The sequence below is a fragment of the Desulfovibrio litoralis DSM 11393 genome (assembly GCF_900143255.1).
In the GTDB taxonomy this organism is placed as follows: Bacteria; Desulfobacterota; Desulfovibrionia; order Desulfovibrionales; family Desulfovibrionaceae; genus Frigididesulfovibrio_A; species Frigididesulfovibrio_A litoralis.
Genome location: NZ_FRDI01000002.1, coordinates 119886 through 143909 on the forward strand (window position 1 = coordinate 119886; position 24024 = coordinate 143909).

At 37.8% G+C, this 24024-nt stretch carries 21 protein-coding genes; 11 read left to right on the top strand and 10 right to left on the bottom strand.

Annotation, left to right across the window (positions count from 1 at the left end):
* Positions 1-13 precede the first annotated feature (13 nt).
* The 10 genes from BT999_RS00530 to BT999_RS00575 all read right to left on the bottom strand — a co-directional run bounded on the left by BT999_RS00530 (position 14) and on the right by BT999_RS00575 (position 12093).
* A complete protein-coding gene (locus BT999_RS00530; RefSeq protein WP_072695407.1) occupies positions 14-1321 on the bottom strand; it encodes a (Fe-S)-binding protein in 1308 nt (435 codons plus the stop codon).
* A gap of 12 nt (positions 1322-1333) precedes the next feature.
* Positions 1334-2722: an FAD-binding oxidoreductase gene (locus BT999_RS00535; RefSeq protein ID WP_072695409.1), complete on the bottom strand. Its 1389-nt coding sequence runs from the start codon at positions 2720-2722 to the stop codon at positions 1334-1336.
* Between the two features lie 161 nt (positions 2723-2883).
* A complete protein-coding gene (gene nifJ, locus BT999_RS00540) occupies positions 2884-6459 on the bottom strand; it encodes a pyruvate:ferredoxin (flavodoxin) oxidoreductase (RefSeq protein ID WP_072695411.1) in 3576 nt (1191 codons plus the stop codon).
* Positions 6460-6631: 172 nt separating this feature from the next.
* Positions 6632-7234, bottom strand: coding sequence for a tetratricopeptide repeat protein (locus BT999_RS00545; protein ID WP_072695413.1), 603 nt, complete (start codon positions 7232-7234; stop codon positions 6632-6634).
* A 10-nt stretch (positions 7235-7244) separates the two neighbouring features.
* Entirely contained in the window at positions 7245-7397 is a 153-nt protein-coding gene (locus BT999_RS00550) for a CcmD family protein (protein ID WP_072695414.1), read from the bottom strand.
* Positions 7398-7448: 51 nt separating this feature from the next.
* A complete protein-coding gene (locus tag BT999_RS00555; RefSeq protein WP_084650527.1) occupies positions 7449-8162 on the bottom strand; it encodes a cytochrome c biogenesis protein in 714 nt (237 codons plus the stop codon).
* The gene (locus tag BT999_RS00560) at positions 8162-8839 is read right to left on the bottom strand and encodes a heme exporter protein CcmB (RefSeq protein ID WP_072695416.1); all 678 of its coding nucleotides are present in this window, start codon (positions 8837-8839) and stop codon (positions 8162-8164) included. Before BT999_RS00560 ends, BT999_RS00555 begins: the two co-directional genes overlap by 1 nt.
* A 3-nt stretch (positions 8840-8842) precedes the next feature.
* Positions 8843-9529, bottom strand: coding sequence for an ABC transporter ATP-binding protein (locus tag BT999_RS00565; RefSeq protein ID WP_072695418.1), 687 nt, complete (start codon positions 9527-9529; stop codon positions 8843-8845).
* A 6-nt stretch (positions 9530-9535) separates the two neighbouring features.
* Positions 9536-11542: a heme lyase CcmF/NrfE family subunit gene (locus BT999_RS00570; protein WP_072695420.1), complete on the bottom strand. Its 2007-nt coding sequence runs from the start codon at positions 11540-11542 to the stop codon at positions 9536-9538.
* A 113-nt stretch (positions 11543-11655) separates the two neighbouring features.
* Positions 11656-12093 (bottom strand): cytochrome c maturation protein CcmE, encoded by a 438-nt coding sequence (locus BT999_RS00575; protein WP_072695422.1) that lies wholly within the window; start codon positions 12091-12093, stop codon positions 11656-11658.
* Positions 12094-12386: 293 nt separating this feature from the next.
* On the opposite strand from BT999_RS00575, the gene BT999_RS00580 reads away from it, so the two are divergent.
* From BT999_RS00580 to BT999_RS00630, 11 genes are all read left to right on the top strand, one after another.
* Positions 12387-13964: a M99 family carboxypeptidase catalytic domain-containing protein gene (locus BT999_RS00580; protein ID WP_072695424.1), complete on the top strand. Its 1578-nt coding sequence runs from the start codon at positions 12387-12389 to the stop codon at positions 13962-13964.
* Positions 13965-14114: 150 nt separating this feature from the next.
* On the top strand, positions 14115-15281 hold the full coding sequence (dnaX, locus tag BT999_RS00585) for a DNA polymerase III subunit gamma/tau (RefSeq protein WP_072695426.1): 1167 nt from the start codon (positions 14115-14117) through the stop codon (positions 15279-15281).
* A gap of 251 nt (positions 15282-15532) precedes the next feature.
* Positions 15533-15862 (top strand): hypothetical protein, encoded by a 330-nt coding sequence (locus BT999_RS00590; protein ID WP_143145465.1) that lies wholly within the window; start codon positions 15533-15535, stop codon positions 15860-15862.
* A 76-nt stretch (positions 15863-15938) separates the two neighbouring features.
* On the top strand, positions 15939-16280 hold the full coding sequence (locus BT999_RS00595) for a YbaB/EbfC family nucleoid-associated protein (protein ID WP_072695430.1): 342 nt from the start codon (positions 15939-15941) through the stop codon (positions 16278-16280).
* Between the two features lie 396 nt (positions 16281-16676).
* Positions 16677-17888 carry an MFS transporter gene (locus BT999_RS00600; RefSeq protein WP_072695432.1) on the top strand — a complete coding sequence of 404 codons (1212 nt, stop codon included), beginning with the start codon at positions 16677-16679 and terminating at the stop codon, positions 17886-17888.
* Between the two features lie 136 nt (positions 17889-18024).
* On the top strand, positions 18025-19134 hold the full coding sequence (locus BT999_RS00605; RefSeq protein WP_072695434.1) for a protein-glutamate methylesterase/protein-glutamine glutaminase: 1110 nt from the start codon (positions 18025-18027) through the stop codon (positions 19132-19134).
* Positions 19135-19241: 107 nt separating this feature from the next.
* Positions 19242-21173: a HEAT repeat domain-containing protein gene (locus BT999_RS00610; protein ID WP_072695436.1), complete on the top strand. Its 1932-nt coding sequence runs from the start codon at positions 19242-19244 to the stop codon at positions 21171-21173.
* A 2-nt stretch (positions 21174-21175) separates the two neighbouring features.
* Positions 21176-22054 (top strand): CheR family methyltransferase, encoded by an 879-nt coding sequence (locus BT999_RS00615; protein ID WP_072695438.1) that lies wholly within the window; start codon positions 21176-21178, stop codon positions 22052-22054.
* Between the two features lie 114 nt (positions 22055-22168).
* The gene (locus BT999_RS00620; protein ID WP_072696085.1) at positions 22169-22939 is read left to right on the top strand and encodes a ParA family protein; all 771 of its coding nucleotides are present in this window, start codon (positions 22169-22171) and stop codon (positions 22937-22939) included.
* Positions 22936-23616: a chemotaxis protein CheW gene (locus BT999_RS00625; RefSeq protein ID WP_072695440.1), complete on the top strand. Its 681-nt coding sequence runs from the start codon at positions 22936-22938 to the stop codon at positions 23614-23616. The genes BT999_RS00620 and BT999_RS00625 overlap by 4 nt, the downstream gene beginning before the upstream one ends.
* A 10-nt stretch (positions 23617-23626) precedes the next feature.
* Positions 23627-23998, top strand: coding sequence for a response regulator (locus BT999_RS00630; protein WP_072695442.1), 372 nt, complete (start codon positions 23627-23629; stop codon positions 23996-23998).
* The last annotated feature ends 26 nt before the right edge of the window (positions 23999-24024 follow it).

Sequence of the window (24024 nt, forward strand, 5' to 3'; positions counted from 1 at the left end):
TTAAACTAAGTGATTAATTAAGAGAATCAGCATAAATTTCAATAGTATGCTTGACTCCTACCTTGTCTTTGTTTTGTGAAAGCACGTCAATCATTTGCATCATACAAGCAGGACAACCGGCGGTAACAATATCAGCACCTGAGTTTATGATATTATTGCGTTTACGTTGACCAATTTGTTTTGATAAATCATAATGATAGATGTTAAAGCTTCCGCCTGAACCACAACAGCGGTCGGCTTCAGCCATTTCAACGAATTCATATTTATCATTCATACCTAAAATCTGGCGTGGTTCAGCACTAACGCCAAGTGATTTTTTCATATGACAAGAATCGTGATAAGTCAGTTTTGTTCCGCCTTTTGGCATTGATTCCGGCTTAACATTTAATATTTTTACTAAAAATTCATTAATATCCATAACTTTGTCATGGATAGCTTGAATTTTTTTACGTTCTGCGGGTTTAAAATAATCTGCCATTGTCGTCCATACTTCTTTAAAAGTAGCGGTACAAGTGGCACAAGGTGTGATTAAATAATCAAACTCGCTGTTATCAAAGATTTCAAGGTTTTGGCGTACGAGTTTTTCAAAGCTTTGAATATCACCGGAAGCTAAAGGCGGAATTCCGCAACACGCCATTTTTTCAGGCATGCATACTCCAACTCCATGATAATTAAAGACTTTTAAACAGGCTTCGCCAATTTGCGGAAGCATTTTATCAGTAACGCAACCCGGGAAGAAAAAGACCTTAGGCATTCCGGGACGACCGGGAACATTAAGGTTTTTGGCAATACTGTGAAAAGGCTTATCGGCAAGCTTAACAAAGTGGCGTTTTCCGATAATCGGGTCTAACATGGCGGCACAAGAAGCACCTTGAATATCGCCCGTATCTTTAACCATCAAACCTTGGAACTTAGAGCCGATTGAGAGCAAAGAGTTAAAAATACCGGGGTTTGAGAGCATTCCCCTGAAGATAGCTTTTTGCAATAAAGACAAGCCTAAATATTCTTTAATGATAACTCTTGCGTTTAAGAAAATATCCATTAATTTTACGCCTGAGGGACAATTAGCCGCACAAGAACCGCATAACAAACAGCGGTTTAGTTTTTCGTTAACGCCTACAGGGTCAGAGATCATCTCGTTGGCAAGGTTTTCCAAGAGGGCGACTTTACCTCTTGCGACATCTGCTTCTTTTAAGGTAGCACCATAAACGGGACAAACCGCCTGACACATACCACAACGCATACAGCTTACGAGGTTATCGTCAAGCTCCATAAGCATTTGTCTTAATTTTTTTAGTTTATCTGTGGACTGGTTTGACATCAAAGACTCCTTCTAAACAATCTTTTTGCTTGGGTTAAGCAAATATTTAGGATCAAGAGCTTTGCGTAAACGCTTAGAAAACTCGATAGTCGCACGGTTTGTTTCTTTTTCCATCCACTTGGCTTTTGCGATTCCTATTCCGTGTTCACCGGATAAAGTTCCTTGAAGCTTAAGGGCAATATCAAAGATTTCGTCAACAGCTTTTTCAACTCTTTCAAACTCTTCTTTATTGCGACGATCGCAAAGTATTGTTGGGTGAAGATTTCCGTCGCCGGCATGACCAAAAGTACCGATTGCAAGGTCGTATTTTTTGGCAATTTCGTTAAAGGCACGAATAGCGGCAGGAATTTTAGAGCGTGGAACAGTCGCATCTTCGAGAACGGTAGTTGGCTTGGCACGAGCTAAAGCAGGTAATGCGTTGCGACGTGCTTCCCAAAGTTTATTTTTTTCAGCCGCATTTTGAGCTATTTTAACGTCAGTTGCCCCGGTTTTTTTACAGATTTCAACAACGGCATTAGCGTCGTCTTCTACTAACTGGATATGACCACCGTCTACTTCAATCAATAAAATAGCAGCAGCATCAACAGGTAAACCGGCTTTGGTATAATCTTCAACGTATTTAATTGAATTAGCGTCCATTAACTCTAAAGTACAAGGTACAATATGAGCGGCGATAATGTTGGCAACAGTTTCAGAGGCTTTGTTAATATCGTCAAAAACAGCCATCATTGCTTTACTGGCTTTTGGAGGTGGAACAAGTTTAAGAATAATTTCGTTAAAAACTCCAAGAGTTCCTTCGCTGGCGATCATTAAACCCGCCATGTTGTAACCTGTTACACATTTGACGGTTTTAGAACCTGTTTTAACCAAGTTTCCTTCAACATCAAATATTTCCATACCCATAACGTAATCTTTGGTTACGCCATATTTTAAACCACGCAGACCGCCGGCGTTCATAGCAACGTTACCACCAAGGGTAGAAACGCTTTGTGAACCCGGATCAGGCGGGTAGAACAAGCCGACTTTTGCTACTTCGGCTGCAAATTGAGCAGTAACTACTCCGGGTTGAACTACGGCGTATAAGTCTTCTTGGTTAATTTCAAGAATTTTATTTAGAGCGTTGGTTAAAATTACAACTCCGCCTTCTTTTTCGGGAATTACTCCGCCTGAAAGGTTTGTGCCTGAACCACGAACGGTAATCGGTAAACCTTCTTCATAAGCAAGTTTAATAGTTTTTCCAAGTTGTTCCGAATTAGTAGGGCGTAAAACGGCTTGTGGAACAACCGGTTCTAATACTGCCGCATCATAAGAGTATGATTGACGATCGACTTCGCTTGTTAAGACGTTGTCTTTTCCTAAAATTGTTTCAAATTCTTTTATTAAAGAGGGATTTAAAGCCATATGATTATCCTTTTTAAGAAGTTTTCTAGTGTGTTAGATAAATTATCTCTACCCTTTATATTGGGTATTATAAAAATCCGATAGTCAAAATTGTTTTTCAACTATCGGATTTCAATATGTCAATAATTGAAAGTTAAAAAATTATACTGAAAAGTAAAAATTTAACCTTCTATTTTATCAGAAACAGGTGGTAAACCAGCAAGTTGTTTCAAATGGTTATATCTGCGGATATAATCTTTTTCTATTTCAGCACGCAGAGTTTTAGAAACTTCCGGTTCCATTTTTTCAAGTTGTGCATAGCGGTTTTCGCCTGATAAGAAGCTTTGGAGTGTTCCATCAGGGGCTTTACTGTCAAGTGTTAATGGATTTTTACCCTCAGCAACAAGTTCAGGGTTGTAGCGATATAGAGGCCAATAGCCTGATTCTACCGCTAACTTGCCTTCTTCCATGCTCTTGCCCATGCCTTTACGGATACCTTGGTTGATACAAGGAGCGTAGGCGATAACAATAGAAGGACCTTTGTAGGCTTCGGCTTCTTTGATTGCTTTAAGGGCTTGTTGTTTATTTGCACCCATAGAAATAGAGGCAACGTAAACATAACCGTAAGTCATGGCGATTGCACCAAGGTCTTTTTTACCGATACGTTTACCAGCGTTGGCAAACTTAGCGATAGCACCGAGAGGAGTCGCTTTTGAAGATTGTCCACCTGTGTTGGAATAAACTTCGGTATCCATAACAAAGATATTAATATCTTGACCTGAGGCGATAACGTGGTCAACGCCACCAAAACCGATGTCATAAGCCCAACCGTCGCCACCAAAGATCCAGATTGATTTTTTGGTAAACATATCAGACATATGCCAAATTTGGTGCATAATAGGGTAGTTTAAAGAAGAGCCTAAATGTGCCAATACTTCTTCGCCATATTGCTTAGAAAGTTCGGCATCGTCCATATTGGTAAGCCAGTTATTCATTGCTGTTTTTAATTCAGCAGGAATATCAAGCTCTTTGGCTTCTTTAACAAGGTCAGCAAGTTTGCTACGCCCTTGAGTAATAGCCATATTAAATCCATATCCATATTCGGCGGCGTCTTCGAATAAAGAGTTACCCCAAGCAGGACCGTGTCCGTCTTGGTTTGTGCAGTATGGAGTTGTTGGATCTGAAGCACCCCAAATAGAACTACAACCGGTAGCGTTAGCAATCATCATGCGTTCGCCGAACAGTTGAGTAATCAATTTTACATAAGGGGTTTCACCACAACCGGCACAAGCACCGGAGAATTCGAGAAGAGGCTGTTGAAGCTGTGATCCTTTAAGGGTATCACGAGGCATGAGGTCAGATTTAAGACTTACGTTGCAATCTGCAAATTTCAGGTTAGCAACCTGATCAGCCAATTGAGTAGCAATAGGTTTCATAACCAAAGCTTTTTGTTTTGCCGGACAAACTTCGGCACAAGAACCACAACCAAGGCAGTCTTGAGCGTATACTTGCATACGGAACTTAAGTTTGTGGTCTTTAAGCTCTTTACCGATAGCGTCAATGGTTTTAAAGCTTGCAGGAGCACCTTCGAGTTCGTCAGCTGTTGCAAGAATAGGACGAATAGCCGCATGAGGACAAACATAAGAACACTGTGTACATTGGATACAGTTTTCAGATTGCCACTCAGGAACATCAATTGCTACGCCACGTTTTTCATAAGCGGCTGTTCCTAAAGGAGTAACACCATCAGGAGAGAAGGAAGAAACAGGAAGTGTATCGCCTTTTTGAGCTAAAATTGGGCGAACAACACTTTCAACGTATTCATTGAGTCCTTCACTACCACAGGTGTTGCAAGTATCAAAACAGCTTGAGCAAGCAGATTCGGTAGTGTTTATCCAGCTTTCAGGATATTTAACTTCTTGAATTGCGTTAATGGCTTTATCAACGGCTTCGATGTTTTGGTTAACGATCTTGTCGCCTTTGTTGCCATAGGTTTTTTTGATGGATTCTTTTAATAATGCAACAGCTTGTTCAAATGGCAATACATTTGAAAGTTTAAAGAAAGCTGTTTGCATGATCATGTTAATACGTCCGCCAAGACCAACTTCACCGGCAACTTTTACGGCGTCAACGTTGTAGAATTTAAGTTTTTTAGCGGCGATAGTACGCTTCATTGCTACAGGCAATTCTTTTTCCATATCGGCAATAGTGTTCCACTCAGAGTTAAGAACAAAAACTCCGCCTTCTTTGATGCCTTCGAGTATATCATATTGATTTACATAAGCAGATTTATGACAGGCAATGTAATCGGCACTGTTTACAAGGTAAGTTGATTGAATTGGATCTTTACCGAAACGTAAGTGAGAAACGGTAAAACCGCCTGACTTTTTAGAGTCATAAGCAAAGTAACCTTGAGCGTATAAATCTGTGTTATCACCAATAATTTTAATAGCTTGTTTGTTAGCTCCAACAGTTCCGTCAGCACCAAGACCAAAGAATTTACACTGTACGGTTCCGGCAGGTACGGTATTTAAGTTTTCTTCGATCGCTAAAGATGTATAGGTAACATCGTCTTCTATACCAACAGTAAAGTGGTTTTTAGGTTCGATAGAGAGAAGGTTGTCAAAAACTGCTTTTGCCATAGCCGGAGTAAAGTCTTTAGAGCCAAGACCATAACGACCGCCAACGATATTCGGACGAATTTTTGCTTCCATAAAAGCGGTACAAATGTCAAGATATAAAGGTTCGCCTAATGCTCCGGGTTCTTTTGTACGATCAAGAACAGCGATGTTTTGAGCTGTTACGGGAATTGCACGCAATAAAGCTTTTGGGCTGAAAGGACGGAATAAACGAACTTTTACCAAGCCGACTTTTTGGCCCTTGGCAACGAGATAATTTACTACTTCTTCCAATGTTTCACAGGCAGAACCCATACAAACAACAACGTATTTTGCTTTTGGGTGTCCGACATAATCAAAGAGGTGGTGTTTTCTTCCCGTTACTTTGGCTACTTTATCCATACAAGCTTGAACGATATTAGGTACGGCCTCATAAAAACTATTAGCAGCTTCACGAGATTGGAAATAAACATCAGGGTTTTGAGCTGTTCCACGTACTTGTGGGTTTTCAGGACGCATTCCGTTTTGGCGGAACTCAGCGATTTTATCGTGATTTATCAAAGATTTAATTTCATCATAGCTGATTTCTTCGATTTTTGAAACTTCGTGAGAAGTACGGAATCCATCAAAGAAATGACAGAAAGGTACGGAAGTCTCTAAAGTTGCCATATGAGAGACCAAGGCTAAGTCCATAACTTCTTGAACAGAAGAAGAAGCAAGGAAAGCAAAACCGGTTTGGCGAGCCGCCATAACGTCTTGATGATCGCCAAAAATAGAGAGGGCTTGAGCGGCCAAAGCTCTTGCAGAAACGTGGAATACGCTCGGTAAGAGTTCGCCGGCAATTTTATACATATTAGGCACCATCAAGAGCAAGCCTTGAGATGCTGTAAACGTAGTGGTTAAAGCTCCGGCAGCCAAAGACCCGTGAGTCGCTCCGGCAGCACCGGCTTCTGATTGAAGCTGGCGTATTTGAACTACTTGATCAAAAATATTCTTTTTACCTTTTGAGGCCCATTCGTCAGCAACTTCACCCATTACGGAAGAAGGAGTAATAGGGTAGATAGCGGCTGTATCACTTAGTGCATATGCGATATATGCGGCGGCGGTGTTGCCGTCCATAGTTTTCATTTTCTTAGACATACAAAACTCCATAAATGGTTAATATATTCAAGATAGACTGAATAGAGTAAAATGTTAAAATCAAAAACATATAGAATTATTCTATAATATATTATCTCATAATACCTTGGTTAATAATACGTCAAAACACGTTATAAAACAAGCAAAAAAAACATAACATTTAACTCAGTTTTTACTGATTGTTAGGACTTTGCGTTTTTAATTCTTCTTTAATTTTTTCTTTAACGTCTTCTGAAATATTTGGTAAACTCAGGGCTTCGTTAAAAATAGCTTCTCCCTTTTTGTTATTATTCAAAAAATATTTATATAATACGCCCAAACTATATAAATGCTCGGCTTTTTTTTCTATTTTAATAAGCTCTTCAAAACTTTCGGCGGCTTTGTTATATTTTTTCAAACTGTATTGTGTCATGCCTAATAGTCGCCAGATATCAGGACTGTTTTTATTTTGTGAACTTGCATTTAATAAAAGCAGCTCTGCATCTTCGAGTTGATTGGCTTGCAGTAAATGTTCGGCAAGATCAATTAATATGGCTTGATTGCTTGGATCTTTTTCCAATGCACTCATAAGCTCTTGAATGTGTTGCATTTCACTTAGGTTGGGATTTGCTTTGTTGTTTTTTTCTTCTGTGTCTATGATTGTAAGATGTCCCGGGTGGGTGTTTTGAAAATAAGCCGCACCGCAAAACATAAATAAGAGACTTACGAGTAAAAGAGAGAGGTAAAAATTTCTTTTTGAGTTTGAGATTGGGTTGTTTTGAGAAGTTTGAGACATGGTTTAATCCTTAAGGTTTGTCATTTTGAGAAGGGTTTAAAAGCTCAAGGCGGGAAATGCGTTTTACTAATTGTTGGTGTTTAAAGGCTATAAACATTAAGTATACACCAAGCCCTGCCCAGATAGCGATATTTGCAAACATAAGCCAGTTGATTGTGTCCATATTAACCTCTTTATCTGTGATTTAATGTTAAAAATTATAGCGTAAAATAGATTAAATATTGTCTAAATTTATTTGTACGGCTTTATCATTTAAGTAGGTTTCAAGAGTTTTTTGGCGTTGGCGTATTAAAACCAAAGCGAGCCAGAAAAACATAAATGCAAATAAACAGATAAAAACCGTAAGCTTCATTTCCGGTTCGAGTCCGCCGTTTTGGTTTCCGAATACAGCCGGGTGGACGGTTCTCCAGAGCCTTGCTGAAAAAAAGACCAAAGGGACGTCAAGAAAGGCGATAATGCTTAAAACGGCTGAGATAGTGGCTAAGCGAGCTTTAGACATTTCAAGCCCTCTGATGATTAAATAGCCCACATAAATAAACCAAAGAACAAGGCTTGTTGTTAACCGAGGGTCCCAGGTCCACCAAGTGTTCCAAGAATGCCTTGCCCAAATTGAACCCGTTATTAAAGCGAGGGAGCAAAAAACGACGCCGACTTCAACGGCAGCAACGCCAAGATTATCCCAAAAGAAATTTTTGGAATATAAATATAAAATACCCGAAACAAAAGCCACAAAAAAACTTATAAACGACCACCAAGCAAAAGGCAGGTGGAAGTAAAAAATCTTTTGAGTAATCCCCATTTGAGTTTCAACGGGGGCATATATAAAAATCAACCATTGGCATAATGAAAAACCAAGACCGCCCAAAACCGCCAATAAAGGGATAAATTTGTCGATTTTTGAATTTATGGGTGTTTGTATAGTGTGCATTAATCATCTCCGTGTAACAAAAATGGGAACAAAACTAAGCCGAGGGCAATAAAAACTCCGTCAAAGGCAAGAATAATACTGAGCCAATTTGTTAGATCGAGCGTGTCTTCAGCCCCAAATAATACAGTTCCGTTTTTTATTCCTGCCAATAAAATCGGAATAAGTAAAGGGAATAACAAAATAGAGAGTAAAGATTCACGCCCGCTTTGTCCTTGGGCTAAAATACCCAACAGAGAGCCGAGCGAGATTATTCCTATATCGGTTAAGAAAAGCCCGAGTAAACTTTGCCATGCGTTAACGTTAATGTTTTGCCCTAAAAATACAATGCAAGCCGGTAAAAAAACGAGTTGAGACAACAATAATAAAATTAAACCACAAAACGCCTTACCAAGCCAAACGCTTTGAGCTGGTATCGGCGATAGAACAAGCCCGAGTCTTGCTCCGTTTTGTTCTTCGATTGAATATAAGTTGCTGAAAATTAAAACCTGACAAAAAACTGAGGCCAGCCAAAAAATAGTTGAGGCGGCCAAGGGTGGTGTTAAGTCGCCGGTTTCACGAGAAAGGCTAAAAATAAATATTAAAATTAAACCCAAAACTAAGGGTTGAAATAAGCTTGAACCAGAGAACAGGCTTAGTTTCAAATCTTTAGAAGCGATTAAAAGTCCTGATTTGAGCATAAGTTAACCTTGTTCCGTCATTAAATTACAGTCAAAGTTTTCTGCATTTCCCGAGTAGAGCATTTTGGCTTTTCCGAGCATGATTACAGAATCGGCAATTTTTATGTCTTCATTTATATTATGACTAATCCAAACGATTGCCGTATTATTTTGTTTTGCTTCCAAAACTGCTTGTTGCAACATATTGATGGAGTTTAAATCTAGTCCTGTTGAGGGTTCGTCCAATAAAATAAGTTTTGGTTTTTGTAAAAAAACACGAGCTAAATTTAGGCGTTGTGCCATTCCTCTTGAAAAAGTTCCGGCTTTTTCTTCGGCAAAAGCACGCAAAGATACTTTATCAAGCACGCTTTCAATTTGTTTTGTCAGTTCTTTTTTTGAACTTGGTTCGTCTTGATATTGGTTATATAACTTAGCCCAAAACATCAAGTTTTCCAAAGCTGTTAATTGTGGATATATAAAGGTTTGATGTCCAAGATAAGCCAGTTTTAAGGGAGATACTTTGTTTTCGACTTTTCCGATACTGGCAGGCGTTAACCCTGCCAGTATTTTCATTAACGTTGATTTTCCCGAACCGTTATTGCCGATCAACAGAGTGATTGTTCCTGTTTTGATGATAAAGTTAACTTCTTTAAAAATTAACCTTTGTCCATAAAACTTAGCTAACTGTGTTGTTTTTAACAGTTCTGACATGAGAACTTACTCCGAATCTGTGTTGGAATTATCTATAGACCAGTCAGCTTTTTTGCCCAATACTTTTTTTCTTCTGAATATGCCTAAAATAGGGAATATAGACATGATTACTCCGCCTATCCAAATTAGGTTAACCATAGGGTGAAGGCTGATGTTTAAAACGGCTCTGTTTTGTTCGTCTACTCCGAAAACAGAAGCGTATAATTCTTGTCCGATATGGTCAAGGGTATCTGATTCCAAAAAGGTTTGATTGCCGAAATTATGATAACGGCGTTGTTCCGGTCTCATTATACCTAATTCTTTACCGTCTTTGCTGATTGCCAAAACCGCTTCAAGATAAGAATAAGTTTTTGCATCAGCAACGTTTAACTCTTTTAAGGTAAAGCTATAACCGCCTAGTGTAAAACTTTCGTTAATGTTTAAAACAACATCTTGATTTTCTTCTTTGAATGGCCCTGACATGGCTATTCCCAAGACAATTAAAGCCAGACCGAAGTGTATTCCGTGTGCGGCAAGAGTACCGAAATCAGAACTCATGTTTTTATCTTTGATATATAAAAAGATAAAGTTGAGCATTATTGCAACGGCGAATCCAACGCTTATATGGGGTAAAAGCGAACCTGAAGGAAGTTTATAACCAAACATATAAACAGTAACGGCAGTTCCCGTAATTGTAAGTAGCAATAAAATAGCGATTATATTATTGCGTATTCCGCCTTTCCACTTGATCCACGGACAAAAAACAAGCAATAAAGCCAATAAGCTGAAAAAAGGAAGACAGACTTTGTTGTAAAAAGATGCGTCCAAGCCCATACTTTTTCCGCTAAATACTTCTGATAATACAGGCCATAGAGTAGCGAGCGTTATGACAAGGGAAAGCAGGAGCAGAATAGAGGTTGTGAGAAGCAATAAACCTTCTTTGCTAAACGGTTGTGCCAGCTCACTATCTTGGGCTTGATTGGTGTTTGAAAAAAATGCCACACCACTAGCAAAGAATGTGCTTATTAGAATAAAGCTTAAAAGAGGCGTTCCGACTCCGCCATCACCAAAGGCATGAACAGATTCGACTATACCGCTGCGTACAAGATAAGTAGCAAAAAAAGCCGAAATAGTAGTTAAACTAATTAAGAACGCGTTGGTTCTGTGCAATTTATTACGACGTGTTTCAATAATTGAGGTATGTATAAAGGCGGTTGCAATCAGCCAAGGAATTAAAGAAGCGTTTTCAACAGGGTCCCAAGCCCAATATCCGCCCCAACCAAGTTCCATATATGCCCACCAAGCACCAAGCACTATTCCGGCGGTCAATAAAAGCCAAGCAATTAAAATAAACGGTCTTGAAAGTTCTATCCAAGAACCTTCTTCTTGTCGTTTGCCTGATAAAAATTGAGCTAACGCCAAACAGCCGGGAATAACAAATCCGCCGTAACCTAAAAACAATAAAGGCGGGTGGAAGATCATTCCGGGGTGTTGTAATAATGGGTTTAGCCCTTTACCGTCGCTTTGTTCTGTAATAAAGGTAATAAAGGGGTTAGACCAACCTGTTAAAATTAAAAGGAAAAATCCCATAATAGAAAGAAACAAAGCCCAAAAAATCATTTTTGTTGTTGGAGTCAAATGGGTATAAGATTTTGAAAACAAAAAGAAAACGCCGAAGATTGCGACTGACCAAGCCCAAAACAACATTGAACCTGATTGCCCTGCCCAAAATGCAGTAAGTTTATAAAATTTAGGTAGGTTTAAGTCTGTATAAGAATAGACGTAATGAAAAGAAAAGTCGCTTGTTGCTAAGGCATTTAACAAAATTAGAGAGGCAACCGACAAAAGAGCCGTTATTGCCAATTGGCTTTTTTCTGTCCAACCTAAGCTTGATATTAAGTTAAAGTCAGAATCTCCGCCTTTATTGGGCGAAGGATACTTTTCTTTATTGATAACGTGCCATGTTGCCATAGCGGAAAAAAATAAAGCAAATAAAAAGGCTCCCGTGAGGATAAGATAGGCAACGGTTTGCATGAATGCTCCTTAAAAATACAGAATGGAATTTAAGATGTGAATATCGTGATAAGTTTAATAAGCAGAATAAAAAGATGAGTTTTAACCAGCTGTTTTTAATAATTATTTTCGGTTTAAACTTTTTGTTTTCCGGTTTCTCGATTTTCTTTTTCATATTTTGAAGGACACTTGGTCATTAGTGTTTTGGCCACAAAATTTGAGCCGCTCTGATCAAAACTTCCTTCTACGATAACTTCGACGCCTGCTTTAAAAGTATCCGGAATAGTTCCTTTATATTGAACAATAATGTTTTGATTGTTCATATCTTTGTCTTGTAATTTAAAGATGAGAGCGTTTTTGCTTCCCGGAGAAGGAATCTGTAAATTTTCTTCACCAACCGTTCCGAAAAGACGGGCGGCTTTACGTTCTTCTGTTGGCATAGCCAGAGCTTCGGAGACATTTAGAAAATAAATTGAATTTTCCGAAAAGCCTGAAAATATTAAATAGCCAGCACCGCATAAGAAAAAAACCAAGGCAATCAGATAGGCTTTATTATTTTTTTTTCCGTTCATATTTTGCTCCTATTATAATTGTTGCAGAATGGAATAAAGATAGGGTAGTTTGTTGCGTTGTTGTCGGTTTGTGTGTAATATAAAATACAGAAAGAGGAAAGATGGGGTTTTAACAGGAAAGTTAAAGCGGAATTTTATTCTCTAGAATAAAGATAAAAATATGATAGTGTTTTTTTTTATTAAGAGCAAGAATATTATGTTCAACTCATAAAAAATACGTTAATAAAAGTAATATCGTTAAAGTTGAAAAAATTTTGAATGTGGTTGTTTGTTTTAAACCAACAGAGGTTTTTGTGTATAATTTTTCTTTATTAAAATATAAATGTCCGATGCTGTGTATTTTGGCTATATTAAGCTGTTCTTTTATTCTTTTTCACCCCGCATATGGGCTTGGACAAAAAGCAACACCTGTTCCCCAAAAGGCTGCGATTAAATCGAAAAAAAATGTTACAAAGCCAACAACTATAGCCGAGTTGCCCGATGTTATTTGGCCACCGATTTTATGGCCCAAAGAGGGTGTTACTTTTCATAGGCTTAAAAGCAAGCAAACTAACGATATAGCTGATTTAAAAAGCACACCAACAGTTTTAATCGTTGGTGGAATTCAAGGAGATGAACCCGGCGGATTTTCGGCGGCATCTTTGCTTGTTACTAATTATACAATTACTAAAGGTGAAGTTTGGGTTGTTCCAAGTTTGAATTTTAACAGTATGGTTACAAGAAACCGCGGTACTCTTGGAGATATGAATCGTAAATTTGCGTATATTTCTAAAGATGACCCTGATAAAGAAATAATTCAACATATTAAAGTATTGATAGAACAGCCCGAAGTTTCTTTGGTGTTAAATTTACACGATGGAAGCGGTTTTTATCGTCCTCAACACGAAGATGATTTGCATAGTCCAAAACGTTGGGGGCAATCTTTAATTATTGATAATACAATTATGAAAGACAGTTCTCATAAAGTTGACCTTGAAAAACTTGGGAGCGAGGTCTTGTCTGAGGTAAATAAACGTTTGGTTAAACCCGAACACCGCCTTTATTTACATAATACTCGAACCCCCGCCGGAAATAAAGAGATGGAAAAAACCCTTAGTTATTATGCTTATTTAAAAGGGAAACCGGCTTTTGGTCTAGAAGCAAGCAAAGAATTTTCAACAGAATACCGTGCTTATTATCATTTATTAATGATTGAGGCATTTTTAAAACAGTATAACGTAGAGTTTAAACGTGATTTTTCTTTAACTCCAAAAGGCATTCTTGCTGCCTTAAATAGAGACGTAAAACTTTCTGCGGAAGAAAACAGGATTGTTTTGCCCCTGGAAAATGCACGTCAATTGATTACCATGTTACCTATGAAAAAAAGAACCGACTCAGATTTAAAACCCAGTAAGCCGATTATGACGGTTATTCAAAAAAACAATAGCTATCAAATTCTTTACGGAAATCGTTTTTTAACTCAGGTTAAGCCGGTGTTTATGGATTTTGACAATAGCCTTAACGAAGTCGAAATTGTTGTTGATGATATGAAAAAAAAGGTAAAGTTCGGAGAGGTTTTAAAAGTCGGGTCAACGTTTAGCGTTTCTGAAATTAAAGGCATAAGAGTTAATGCGATCGGGGCTCAAAAAGGCGACCCTAAACGTAATGGGTGTGAGTCTGGTGTTGTTTTGACAAAGAAAGACTTTATTGAGAGCTACTCCGTTGATAACGCTGCAAATTTATATAGGATAGAGCTTTATAAAGGCAAAGCTTTTGCGGGTATGATTCTTATTGATTTTTCTAAAAAACAAACAAGGCAAGAGAAAACCGCCACTTTAAACAAGGGTGTTTTGTCAGAACAAAAAGGCCAAGAAAATTCTTTGGGGTTTTAATAATTAATATTTTTATTAGACCAAAAATATTAAATTTAATCTTGTGTGTTTACTTTATCACAGATTAAATTTAGAGTAACGTTATTAATATCTTAGCCGTTTGGCAATATTATTTTATTTTAACTTAAACCAATTTTCATTAAAAATATTATGATTCATTCAGCACTCACTGCAAAATATCGTCCTCAAACGTTTTCGGAACTTGCCGGTCAAGCTATGATCGCATCAATTTTATCTCGTGCCTCTTTGGAGGATAAGGTGGCTCCGGCTTATATTTTTAGCGGAACTCGAGGGGTCGGAAAAACAACGGTCGCACGTATTTTTGCCAAGGCGTTAAACTGTCAAAAAGCTCCAACCGCCGAGCCTTGTAATGTTTGTGATCAGTGTCGAAAAATTACAAGCGGTATTGCCGTTGATGTTTTGGAAATAGACGGTGCTTCAAACACCGGTGTTGACGATATGCGAAAGCTTAAGGAAAATGTGGGTTATGCCCCCATGGAAGGGCGTTATAAAATATTTATCATTGATGAAGCCCATATGCTTTCACGCTCTGCCTTTAACGCCTTATTAAAAACCTTGGAAGAGCCACCGGCAAAAGTAACTTTTATTATGGCAACAACAGAGCCACATAAATTTCCCCCGACCATCATAAGTCGCTGTCAACATTATGTTTTTAAGGCCTTGCCAAAAAATGAGCTTGAATTGCATTTAAGCAATATTTTAAATAAAGAAGGGGTTGAATTTGAACCTTCCGCTCTTTCTTTAATCGCAGAGCGAGGGGCGGGAAGCGTTAGAGATTCTATGTCTTTGCTTGGTCAAGTTTTGGCTTTGGGTGATACTCGTTTAAGCGAAAAAGGTGTGCGTTCCGTACTTGGACTTGCCGGGCGTGAAATTTTTATAAAGCTTTTAAATGCTGTCGCAAGCCAAGACTGTTTGGGAATTGTGAGTATAGTCGGCGAACTTTTGGATCAAGGACTTGATTTGGGCTTTTTTTTGAGAGAATTTACAACTATTTGGCGTAGGTTATTTATCTTAAAACAATCAGGGCCGGCCGCTTTTGACTTGTTGGGGTTAAGTAAAGAAGAGGGCGAGCTGTGGGTAAAAATTGCCGATAACTTTTCGGAAGCACATATTCATGCGGCTTGGCAGATGGTCTTAGATTCTCAACGCAGAATTTTAAACAGCTTGGAACCCGCCTTGGGATTGGAACATTTATTGTTAAACCTTGGTTTGTTAAAGCGTTTGTTACCGCTTGAAAAAGCAAATATTTCAACGTATCAAGTTAGCGTGGGGGATAACAACGCAAAAAAGCCCTAAACTCAGCAGAAAACCTAAACAGCGAGCCTGAGCTTGCGGAGTGTGATGCTGAGTTTATAATAGAAGAGCTTGTTTTTGAGAGTCCTAATGGTGATATTGTTTTAGCAAGCACGACAAATGAAGCTTGTAACGAAGCTTGCAACGAAGATTATAACGAAGATTATTTTGACGCGCCTTGTGACTTTATTCAATATTCACAAGATCATATAACTTGGCTTAATTTTTTGGGGCTATGTAAAGACAACCCTGCTTTGAGCCCTTTTACCATTAATTGTTTTGAAAGTTGTATCGGGGCTTTTGCAAAAGATGGCAAGATTTGGCAACTTAGATTGGAAACAGAGTCGCAAGTGAGTTTTGAGTTTTTAAGTGATCCTGAGTTTCGCCCTGTCTTGTCGAAATTTTTGCAAGACTTTATTGATGCCAATGAACCTGTTGACTTTGAAATTAAACTTTTGGCAAGTAGTGAATTGTTGTCAGGCGAAATTAAAACTCTTTTTGAAAAACACCCTGACGTTAAAACTTTGCAAGACAGTTTTGGTGCTTATTTTGTTGATTGGGGCAATCTAAAAAACAGGCGTTAAAAAGTAACGCATAGTTATCGATAAGTTTTTTATTTTAGAAGTATAATTAATTAAAATAGATGTGGAGGATTTTATAATGTTTGGTATGGGAGATTTATTGAAACAGGCTCAAGAAATGCAAGCCAATATACAAAAAGTGCAGGCAGAGTTAGCGAATATACTTGTTGATGGGAGCAGTGGGGGCGGAATGGTCAAAGTTGTTTGTACGGCAGGGCAAGAGCTTGTCAGTATTAACATAGACCCCGTATTAATAGACCCAAACGAAAAAAGTATGCTTGAAGATATGGTGCAAGCGGCAGTGAATGATGCGTTACGCAATGCAAAAAAGAGATCCGAAGAGGAAATGGCTAAAATCACAAACGGAATTAAGTTGCCGGGTGGTTTTAACTTACCGGCCGGGTTTAAGTTGCCGTTTTAAGTTACTGTTTTAAGTTACTGTTTTAAGTTACAGGCATTGTATTAAAATAATTGTCTTATTTTATATTTGATATATTATATACACAGAGAAAGTTGAAAATGGGCTGTCTTAAAGGTAAGCCCATTTATTTTTGAACATATTAAAACCATTGTAAAACCTCGTTTTACGTGTTTTTTTTATCGTTTTATGCTCTGTATGCACACAGTATAAAATATCTTAATGTGCAAAAGCCACTAATTTAACAGGTAAATTTTTAACAGGGAAATTAAATTTTTCTTTATTTCGAGGGGTTCACCCCCATTCATGGTTTGGGAGTGTTTTTTTTAACGGAAGCCTCAGAGAGACTATTGTGTAATAGTCTAATATTAATAAATTTATGGGTTGTGGTTTTAGGTGATGAGCGAAAAAGTGAACGAAAATAATAATTATTTATTGAATAAAAACCAACTAAGTTTTTCCACGGTTGTGCCTTGGATTTTGTTTTTGGCATATATGTTTTTTATAAACTATTCTTGTCGTGCGTTGATTGGTCCTTTACTGGTTTTTATAGAAGCAGATTTTCATATTGATCACGTTGAGGCAACGAATATTACCCTTTTGCAAACTATTGGACTAAGTCTTGGTATTTTTTTATCAAGCTTTGTATTGGCTTATCTTTCGCCTAAAAAACAAATTGTTTTATCTACTTTTGGGGCGGGATTTTTTTTGTTTGTTCTTTCTTTTATAAAAAACTTATTCTTGATGAAGCTACTTTTTGCTTGCATGGGCTTTATGGCAGGGTTGTATTTTACCGCCGGAATGGCGAGTATCAGCTATTTAAGCCCGACTCAATATTGGGAGCGTTCTATTTCCGTTCATGAGTTGGCACCACCGTTAAGTTTTATTGTTACTCCTTTAATTATAAGCGGAACTTTAATTTTTTTTGAGTGGCAACGAGCTTTGGCAGCCATGGGGATTTTGGCGATGTTTTCTTCGCTGGTCTTTTTTATTTGGGGACGAGCCTTGGAAAATACTATTCCACGTACAGGAATGAGTGGTGTTGGGCGTTTATTAAAAGAAAAGGGTCTTTGGATTTTTCTTTGGCTGTTTGCCTTGGGCGTAAGCGGTGAGTTTGCTGTTTTTAGTGTTTTACCTTTACATTTAAGTATAGAAAGGGCGTTAGATCAGGAGACAACGAATCAAATTTTATCTCTTAGTCGCCTTGTTACTCCTTTGGCTGTTTTGCTTGGTGGTTGGTTGGCGTTTCGTTTTGGCAGTATTTGGGTTTTAAGATATTCCCTGTTTTTACAAGCCTTGTCTTTGTTTGCTATGTATTGTGATAACTGGGTTTTGGCTTTAACGGGCATTATTTTTCAACCGATTATTATTGCCTGCATGTTTCCTTCTGTTTTTGGTTATTTTGGATTATATTTTAATGCAAAATACCAAACGGTGGTTTTGGCGTTGGTTGCTCCTGTTGCCTCTATTTTGGGTGCGGGAATTATTCCGTCGCTTTTAGGGCAAATTGCTCACTATTCCAACTTTCAGATTAGTTTTTTAGTGCTAGGTATCTTTTTCATCTTGAGTCTATTTTTGCCTTTAAATGTTAATTCTGGTAATTTTAAATAAGTTATGCTAAGTTATAAAACAATTCAAAGTGTTGATGGTTTATTTGAAAAAAAAATGTTTTGATATATGGTTATTATTTGCTGACAACAATTTGTAGTTATATTTTTTTGTACTGATTGAAGTTCTGGGGTTTGTTGTGATTAAAATTTTGATAGCCGATGATTCTGTGTTTATTCGTAAAATACTTACCACTATTTTAGAAAAAGACCCTTTACTTAAAGTAATTGGTAATGCCAAAAATGGTGAAGAAGCCGTGGCGCTTTGTAAAGAGCTAAATCCTGATGTAATGACGCTTGACGTTGATATGCCAAAGCTTAACGGGCTTGAGGTTTTAGAACGTATTATGCCGACTAACCCTTTACCCGTATTAATGGTTAGCTCTTTAACCAGTGAAGGAGCCGAGACAACGCTTAAAGCCTTGGAGCTCGGAGCTTTGGATTTTATTCCGAAACTCTCAAAAAGTGGGGGGCTTAACGTTTTTAATATCGAATCTGATTTGATAGAAAAAGTTAAGGCTGTGGCTCATCGTAAGGCGATTATGCAGCGTAACTTAAAAAATAAAACACTTTTAAACAACAACCCTTCTCGTTCTACTTTGCTTTCCGGAACAGGTTCTTCTTATCAACCTACTCACGTTTCAAGTTTAGCTTCGGTTACAAGAAACACAAGCAGGCCGACCAAAGATGTTGTTGCTATCGGCGTATCTACTGGTGGGCCTCCGGCTGTTCAAAAAATTTTATCGGGGTTTGAAGCAGATTTTCCCGCTCCTATTTTAATAGCACAACATATGCCGGCATCTTTCACAGGGCCTTTTGCCGCAAGGCTTAATAACATCTGTAAAATACAGGTTAAAGAAGCAGAACACGGAGAACGACCACGTCCGGGTTGGGCTTACGTCTCTCCCGGAGGAAAGCATTTAAGCTTGGAAGGGCGTATGGGATCTTTAACGCTTTCAGTTAGAGAAGAGCCTAAAGACGCACTCTATAAACCTTCTGCCAACGTATTGATGGAATCGGTCAGCCTTCTGGGACGCAGGGCTCTTGGTGTTATTTTAACCGGAATGGGCAGTGATGGTATGGAAGGTATGAAAATATTAAAACAAAAAGGTGGGCGAGTCTTAGCCCAAAACGAAGCTAGTTGCGTTGTATACGGAATGCCTAAAGCGGTAGTCGACGCTAATCTTGCCGATGAAGTTGTTGATATTGAGAATATGTCTGTTGCGATATTAAACAATATTTACCAATAATGTATATTTATATCTTCCCATTTATCCCTTTTCATGTTATTTTTAATAATGTAATCTAATTTTTTTAACGTTTGCACATGCGACTACAGTTTACAAGGATAAAAACCATGCAAAATCCACAGGAAGTAAACGAGCTTTTAAATAGTTCCGATGAAGATGTAATTCGTGCCGGAGCTTTTTTTGCCGGAGAAAATAAAATTGTTTCCGCTGTTCCTCTTTTGGTAAAGCTTTTGGAAAGTGGTAAGCCCGGTATTATTGAAGCCGGCGAAAGAGCCTTGAATAAAATCGGCGGTGCAACCACCATTACTGCGTTAGCTCCCTTATTGCGTTCGGAAAATGTTTCTGTTCGCAACTCTGCAATGGAATTATTACGAAATATAGGAAAGCAGGATATTAATTCTTTGGTTCGCCTGCTTTATGACGATGATGCCGATATTAGAATTTTTATTTCTGATATTTTGGGAAGTTCGGGAAGCTTGTATGCCGTTAACCCTTTATCTTCCGCTTTACTTAAAGATCCTGAAGTTAACGTGAGGTATCAGGCGGCCGTCAGCCTAGGAGAGCTTGGTTTTCCTCAGGCAGCAGATAGCCTGACTCAAGCTTTGCAAGACGAAGAATGGGTACAATTTGCCGTGATTGAAGCCTTGACAAAGATTAAAGCAGAGTCAAGTTTAAATCCGATGTTAAATATTTTGTCTACTTGTACTCCTCTTGTGGCTTCAATGCTGATTAACGCACTCGGAGAAATAGGCAACATCAAAGTTATTCCTATTTTAATAAAAAATTTATATAAAGCTCCAAAAGTTTTGCAGGTGCATTACGCTAAGGCAATTGTTAAGCTTTTAGGGCATTCATCTTTGCCTTTAATGAGTGAAAAAGATCGCGAAACGCTTAAAAGTATCTTGCATGAATCTCTTGATGCGACCGATGGTGATGATGATGACCTTATTGAGGTTGCAATTATCGGGCTTGGTGCTTTAGGCGGAGAAGAGAGTACAAAAAAAATAATCGATTATGTTATGCGAACTAACCCGGATAAATCTCCGGAACTTATTGACCTTGCCATAAAAGCGATTGGAACTATCGGGTTTAATCAAGAAATTGTCAAAACGATAGAACAAGGAGACGAAGCGGCAAAAACCGTTGTTGTTACGGCGATGCCTGTTATGAATCCTGACTTATGTGTTGAATTGTTAAAAAATAATTTTTGGGTGGCAACAAGAGATAACCAAAGAGCTTATATCGAATATTTATCAACGTATGGAGACGGACAAGGCGTTGAATTTTTTGTAGATGTTTTACATAAGCATAAAGACGGCAATATTTTAAAAAGCGCTTTACGTTATCTTGGTTCTCATGCGACTTATGAACAAGCCGGTAAAAAAATGTTTGAATTTCTCGAACACCCTTACGATGATGTTAAAGAAACCGCTCTGGAAAGTTGTATTGCCTTAAACTCGCCTGAGATGACAAAACATTTTAGAGAAATGGCTATTAGTGATATTCCGTTTAATCGCTTGATGGGAATTTATGCCCTTGCCAGTCAAAATAATGACGACAATTTAGATGTATTAAAAGAAGCCTTGGCTGATCAAGATTCCGGAATACGCCGTATTGCCATTGAAGGAATGTCTCGGATTTCCCCGGTTTCTGAGCCTCGCCGAGAGCTTATCGTTTCTTGTTTGTCTGATGAGGACAAAGATGTTCGTTTGGCTGTTTTGGAGTATCTTGGAACTTGTGCCGATAAACCTTCGTTGGCATTGTTAATGCAAGCTCTGGACGATGTTGACATCTGGATTGTAGCAAGAGCGATTGAAGCTCTTGGGCGTCAAAAATATGAACAGGCTCTTCCAAGATTAATTGAACTTTTACAAAGCGATAATCAGTTGATTGTAATTAAAAGCATAGACGCACTATCTAAAATTGGTGGACAAGAAGCTTTTTCTGCCATATTGAATCTTGTGGCACATGACGACAACGATATACAGCAAGCAGCTGAGTCTGCTGTTGATTATATGCGTGGCATGGGGAGGAAGTAAGAATGTCTTCATTGTTTTCAAAAAGTCTTGGGGTTAAAAAAGAAATAAAAGTTACAGATGAAGAGTTTAAACAACTTCGAGACTTTATATATGCACAATGCGGTATTTTTATTGCTGAAAATCGTAAGTATTTAATCGAAAATCGTTTGACTAATCGAATTAATGAGCTGAACTTAAAAAGTTTTAGCGAATATTCTTATTATTTGCGTTTTGATGCCCAACGTAAGTCCGAATTGACCAAACTTTTTGAGGTTATTACAACCAATGAAACAAGTTTTTTCAGAAACCCGCCTCAACTTTCTGTTTTTCAAGAAAAAGTTTTAAAATCAACTATTGATAAAATTAAGAGTACGGGACAAAAAAAATTGCGTATTTGGTCTGCCGGTTGTTCTACCGGTGAAGAACCTTATACTCTTGCCATTATTTTACACGAAGTTTTAAAAAGCGAAATTGCTTTGTGGGATATCAAAATAACTGCCAATGATTTGTCGGAAGCGGTTTTAGCCTCAGCTCGCAAAGGTATTTACAGTGATTATGCGATGCGTACTACTCCTAAAGAAATTATTGCAAAATATTTTACTCAAGTAGACAATATGTATCATATTAATCCAAAATTGAAACAACTTGTCAGCTTTGGATCAATTAATTTAAGCGATAAAATGATGCTTAAAAGAGTTGAGCGTTCTCATATTGTGTTTTGTAGGAATGTTATTATTTACTTTGATGAAGAAATGAAAAGACAGGTAATAGAATCATTTTATGATAATCTTTTGCCGGGTGGCTGTTTATTGATAGGACATTCTGAATCTTTACATAACTTGAGTAAAGCTTTTAAGCCGGAACATCACCCCGGGGCAATAGTTTATCGTAAGCAGGAATAAACGGCTAATGATAATAACAAAAAACTCTAGACTTACTCTGGTTTTTGGCATGAAATTTGCAATAAATTATTGAGAAAATTGCGTATTTATCAGTATAAATACAGGAGGCTCAAAATAGTGGCAAAGATCATAGCAATAGCAAATCAAAAAGGCGGAGTTGGTAAAACAACTACCACCATAACTTTGTCGGCTGCACTAGCAAAAAACGGTTATCGTGTGTTGGTTGTTGACCTTGACCCACATGCTTGTGCATCGGTGCATTTGCGTTTTTATCCTGATGAATCATCTTTTAGTGTAAATGATATTTTTGCAGACGAAGCTCACGACCTGGACTATCTCTGGGAAAATATAAGACAACATCATTATTACGGCTTTGATATTGTTCCGGCAAATATTCGCCTTGCCGAGCTTGAGGTTGACTTAAGATCTCGCAAGGGAAAAGGGGGGATTTTACAAAACGCATTAAATCATGTTAGTAAAGAATATGACTTTATTTTGCTTGACTGTCCGCCTCATGTCGGTATTTTGTTGGTTAACGCTCTTGTTGCTTCTGATTTGGTAATTATTCCTATTCAAACAGACTTTTTGGCCTTACATGGATTAAAACTTTTGTTTGATACTTTACGAATTTTAAATAAAGTGTTGCCTAATCCGATTGTTTATAGGGCATTGCCCACTATGTTTGACAGAAGGGCGAGAGCCTGTCATAGAGTGATTGAGCTTTTAACCCAAAAGCTCGGAGATAGAATGTTTTCTACTGTCATTGGGATAGATACAAGGTTTAGAGACGCAAGTGCCAAAGGGCAAGTTATTTTTGAAATAGCTCCGGACAGTAGGGGGGCAAGAGAATATAACGAATTGGCAGAAGAAATGTTGAGACTATGAAAAAAACACCTGAACAATACTTTCAAGAACAAGATTTTGCTGTACTCGAAGCAGACATTAACGCCGGGCATGAATTTACCTTGGCTGAGATTGCTTTTATGGAAAAATATCTTGGAATTGAAAGATCAGACCTAAAACAGAAAAATAGTCCTTTAGCTTCTTTAAAATATGACGATACATATATAGGAAACGGACAAACCCTTGGTCCACCCGAAGAACCCGTTGAACAAGTGCTTAAACGAGAAGAAAATATGCTCTTGGTTGGTTTTTTTATAGGAAATCAAGAGTTTACGATTCCGACTGTTGCTGTTCAAGAGGTTATAAAGGCTATTCCGGTATCAAAAATGCCTATTTCTCCTGATTTTGTTCACGGGGTTATAAACCTTAGAGGGCGTATTACTCCTTTGGTTCATTTAGGCGAAATGCTTGAAGTTTCTGGATATGACAAGAAAAAAGAAGGATTTGTTATTGTTTGTCGTAGACGTGGCTTACAGTTTGGTTTAATGATAGAAAAGGTGCATACAATGTACAGGGTTGCTCAAGGTAGTATTGATTGGGCAGTCGAAGCTCATATAGGGGCAAGCGTTGAATATATTTCAGGTTTGTTAAAAATTAATGATATGTTAGTTAGTGTTGTTTCAATAGATAAAATAGTCGAAAGAATTTTAGCAGAATAGGAAGTTTAAAATGCCAAAACATATACTTGTGGTTGATGACTCCAAAACAGTAAGAAACTTGGTGTCTTTTATCATGAAAAGCGAGGGCTATAAAGTTACTTCGGCAGAAGATGGGCTTGACGCTTTAGAAAAGTTGTACTCCATTGATGATATTGATTTGATCATTTCTGATATAAATATGCCACACATGGACGGTTTAACTTTTATTAAAACCTTAAGAGAACAAGAAAAATATAGAGATATTCCCATTGCCGTATTATCTACCGAAGGTCAGGAAAAAGACATACAGCTTGGAATGGGTCTTGGGGCTAACCTATATATGGTTAAGCCGGCTCAACCTGAAAAAATGGTTAAAAATGTCAAAATGCTTTTAGGTTGCTAATTATAGTATAAAATATTATATACTTT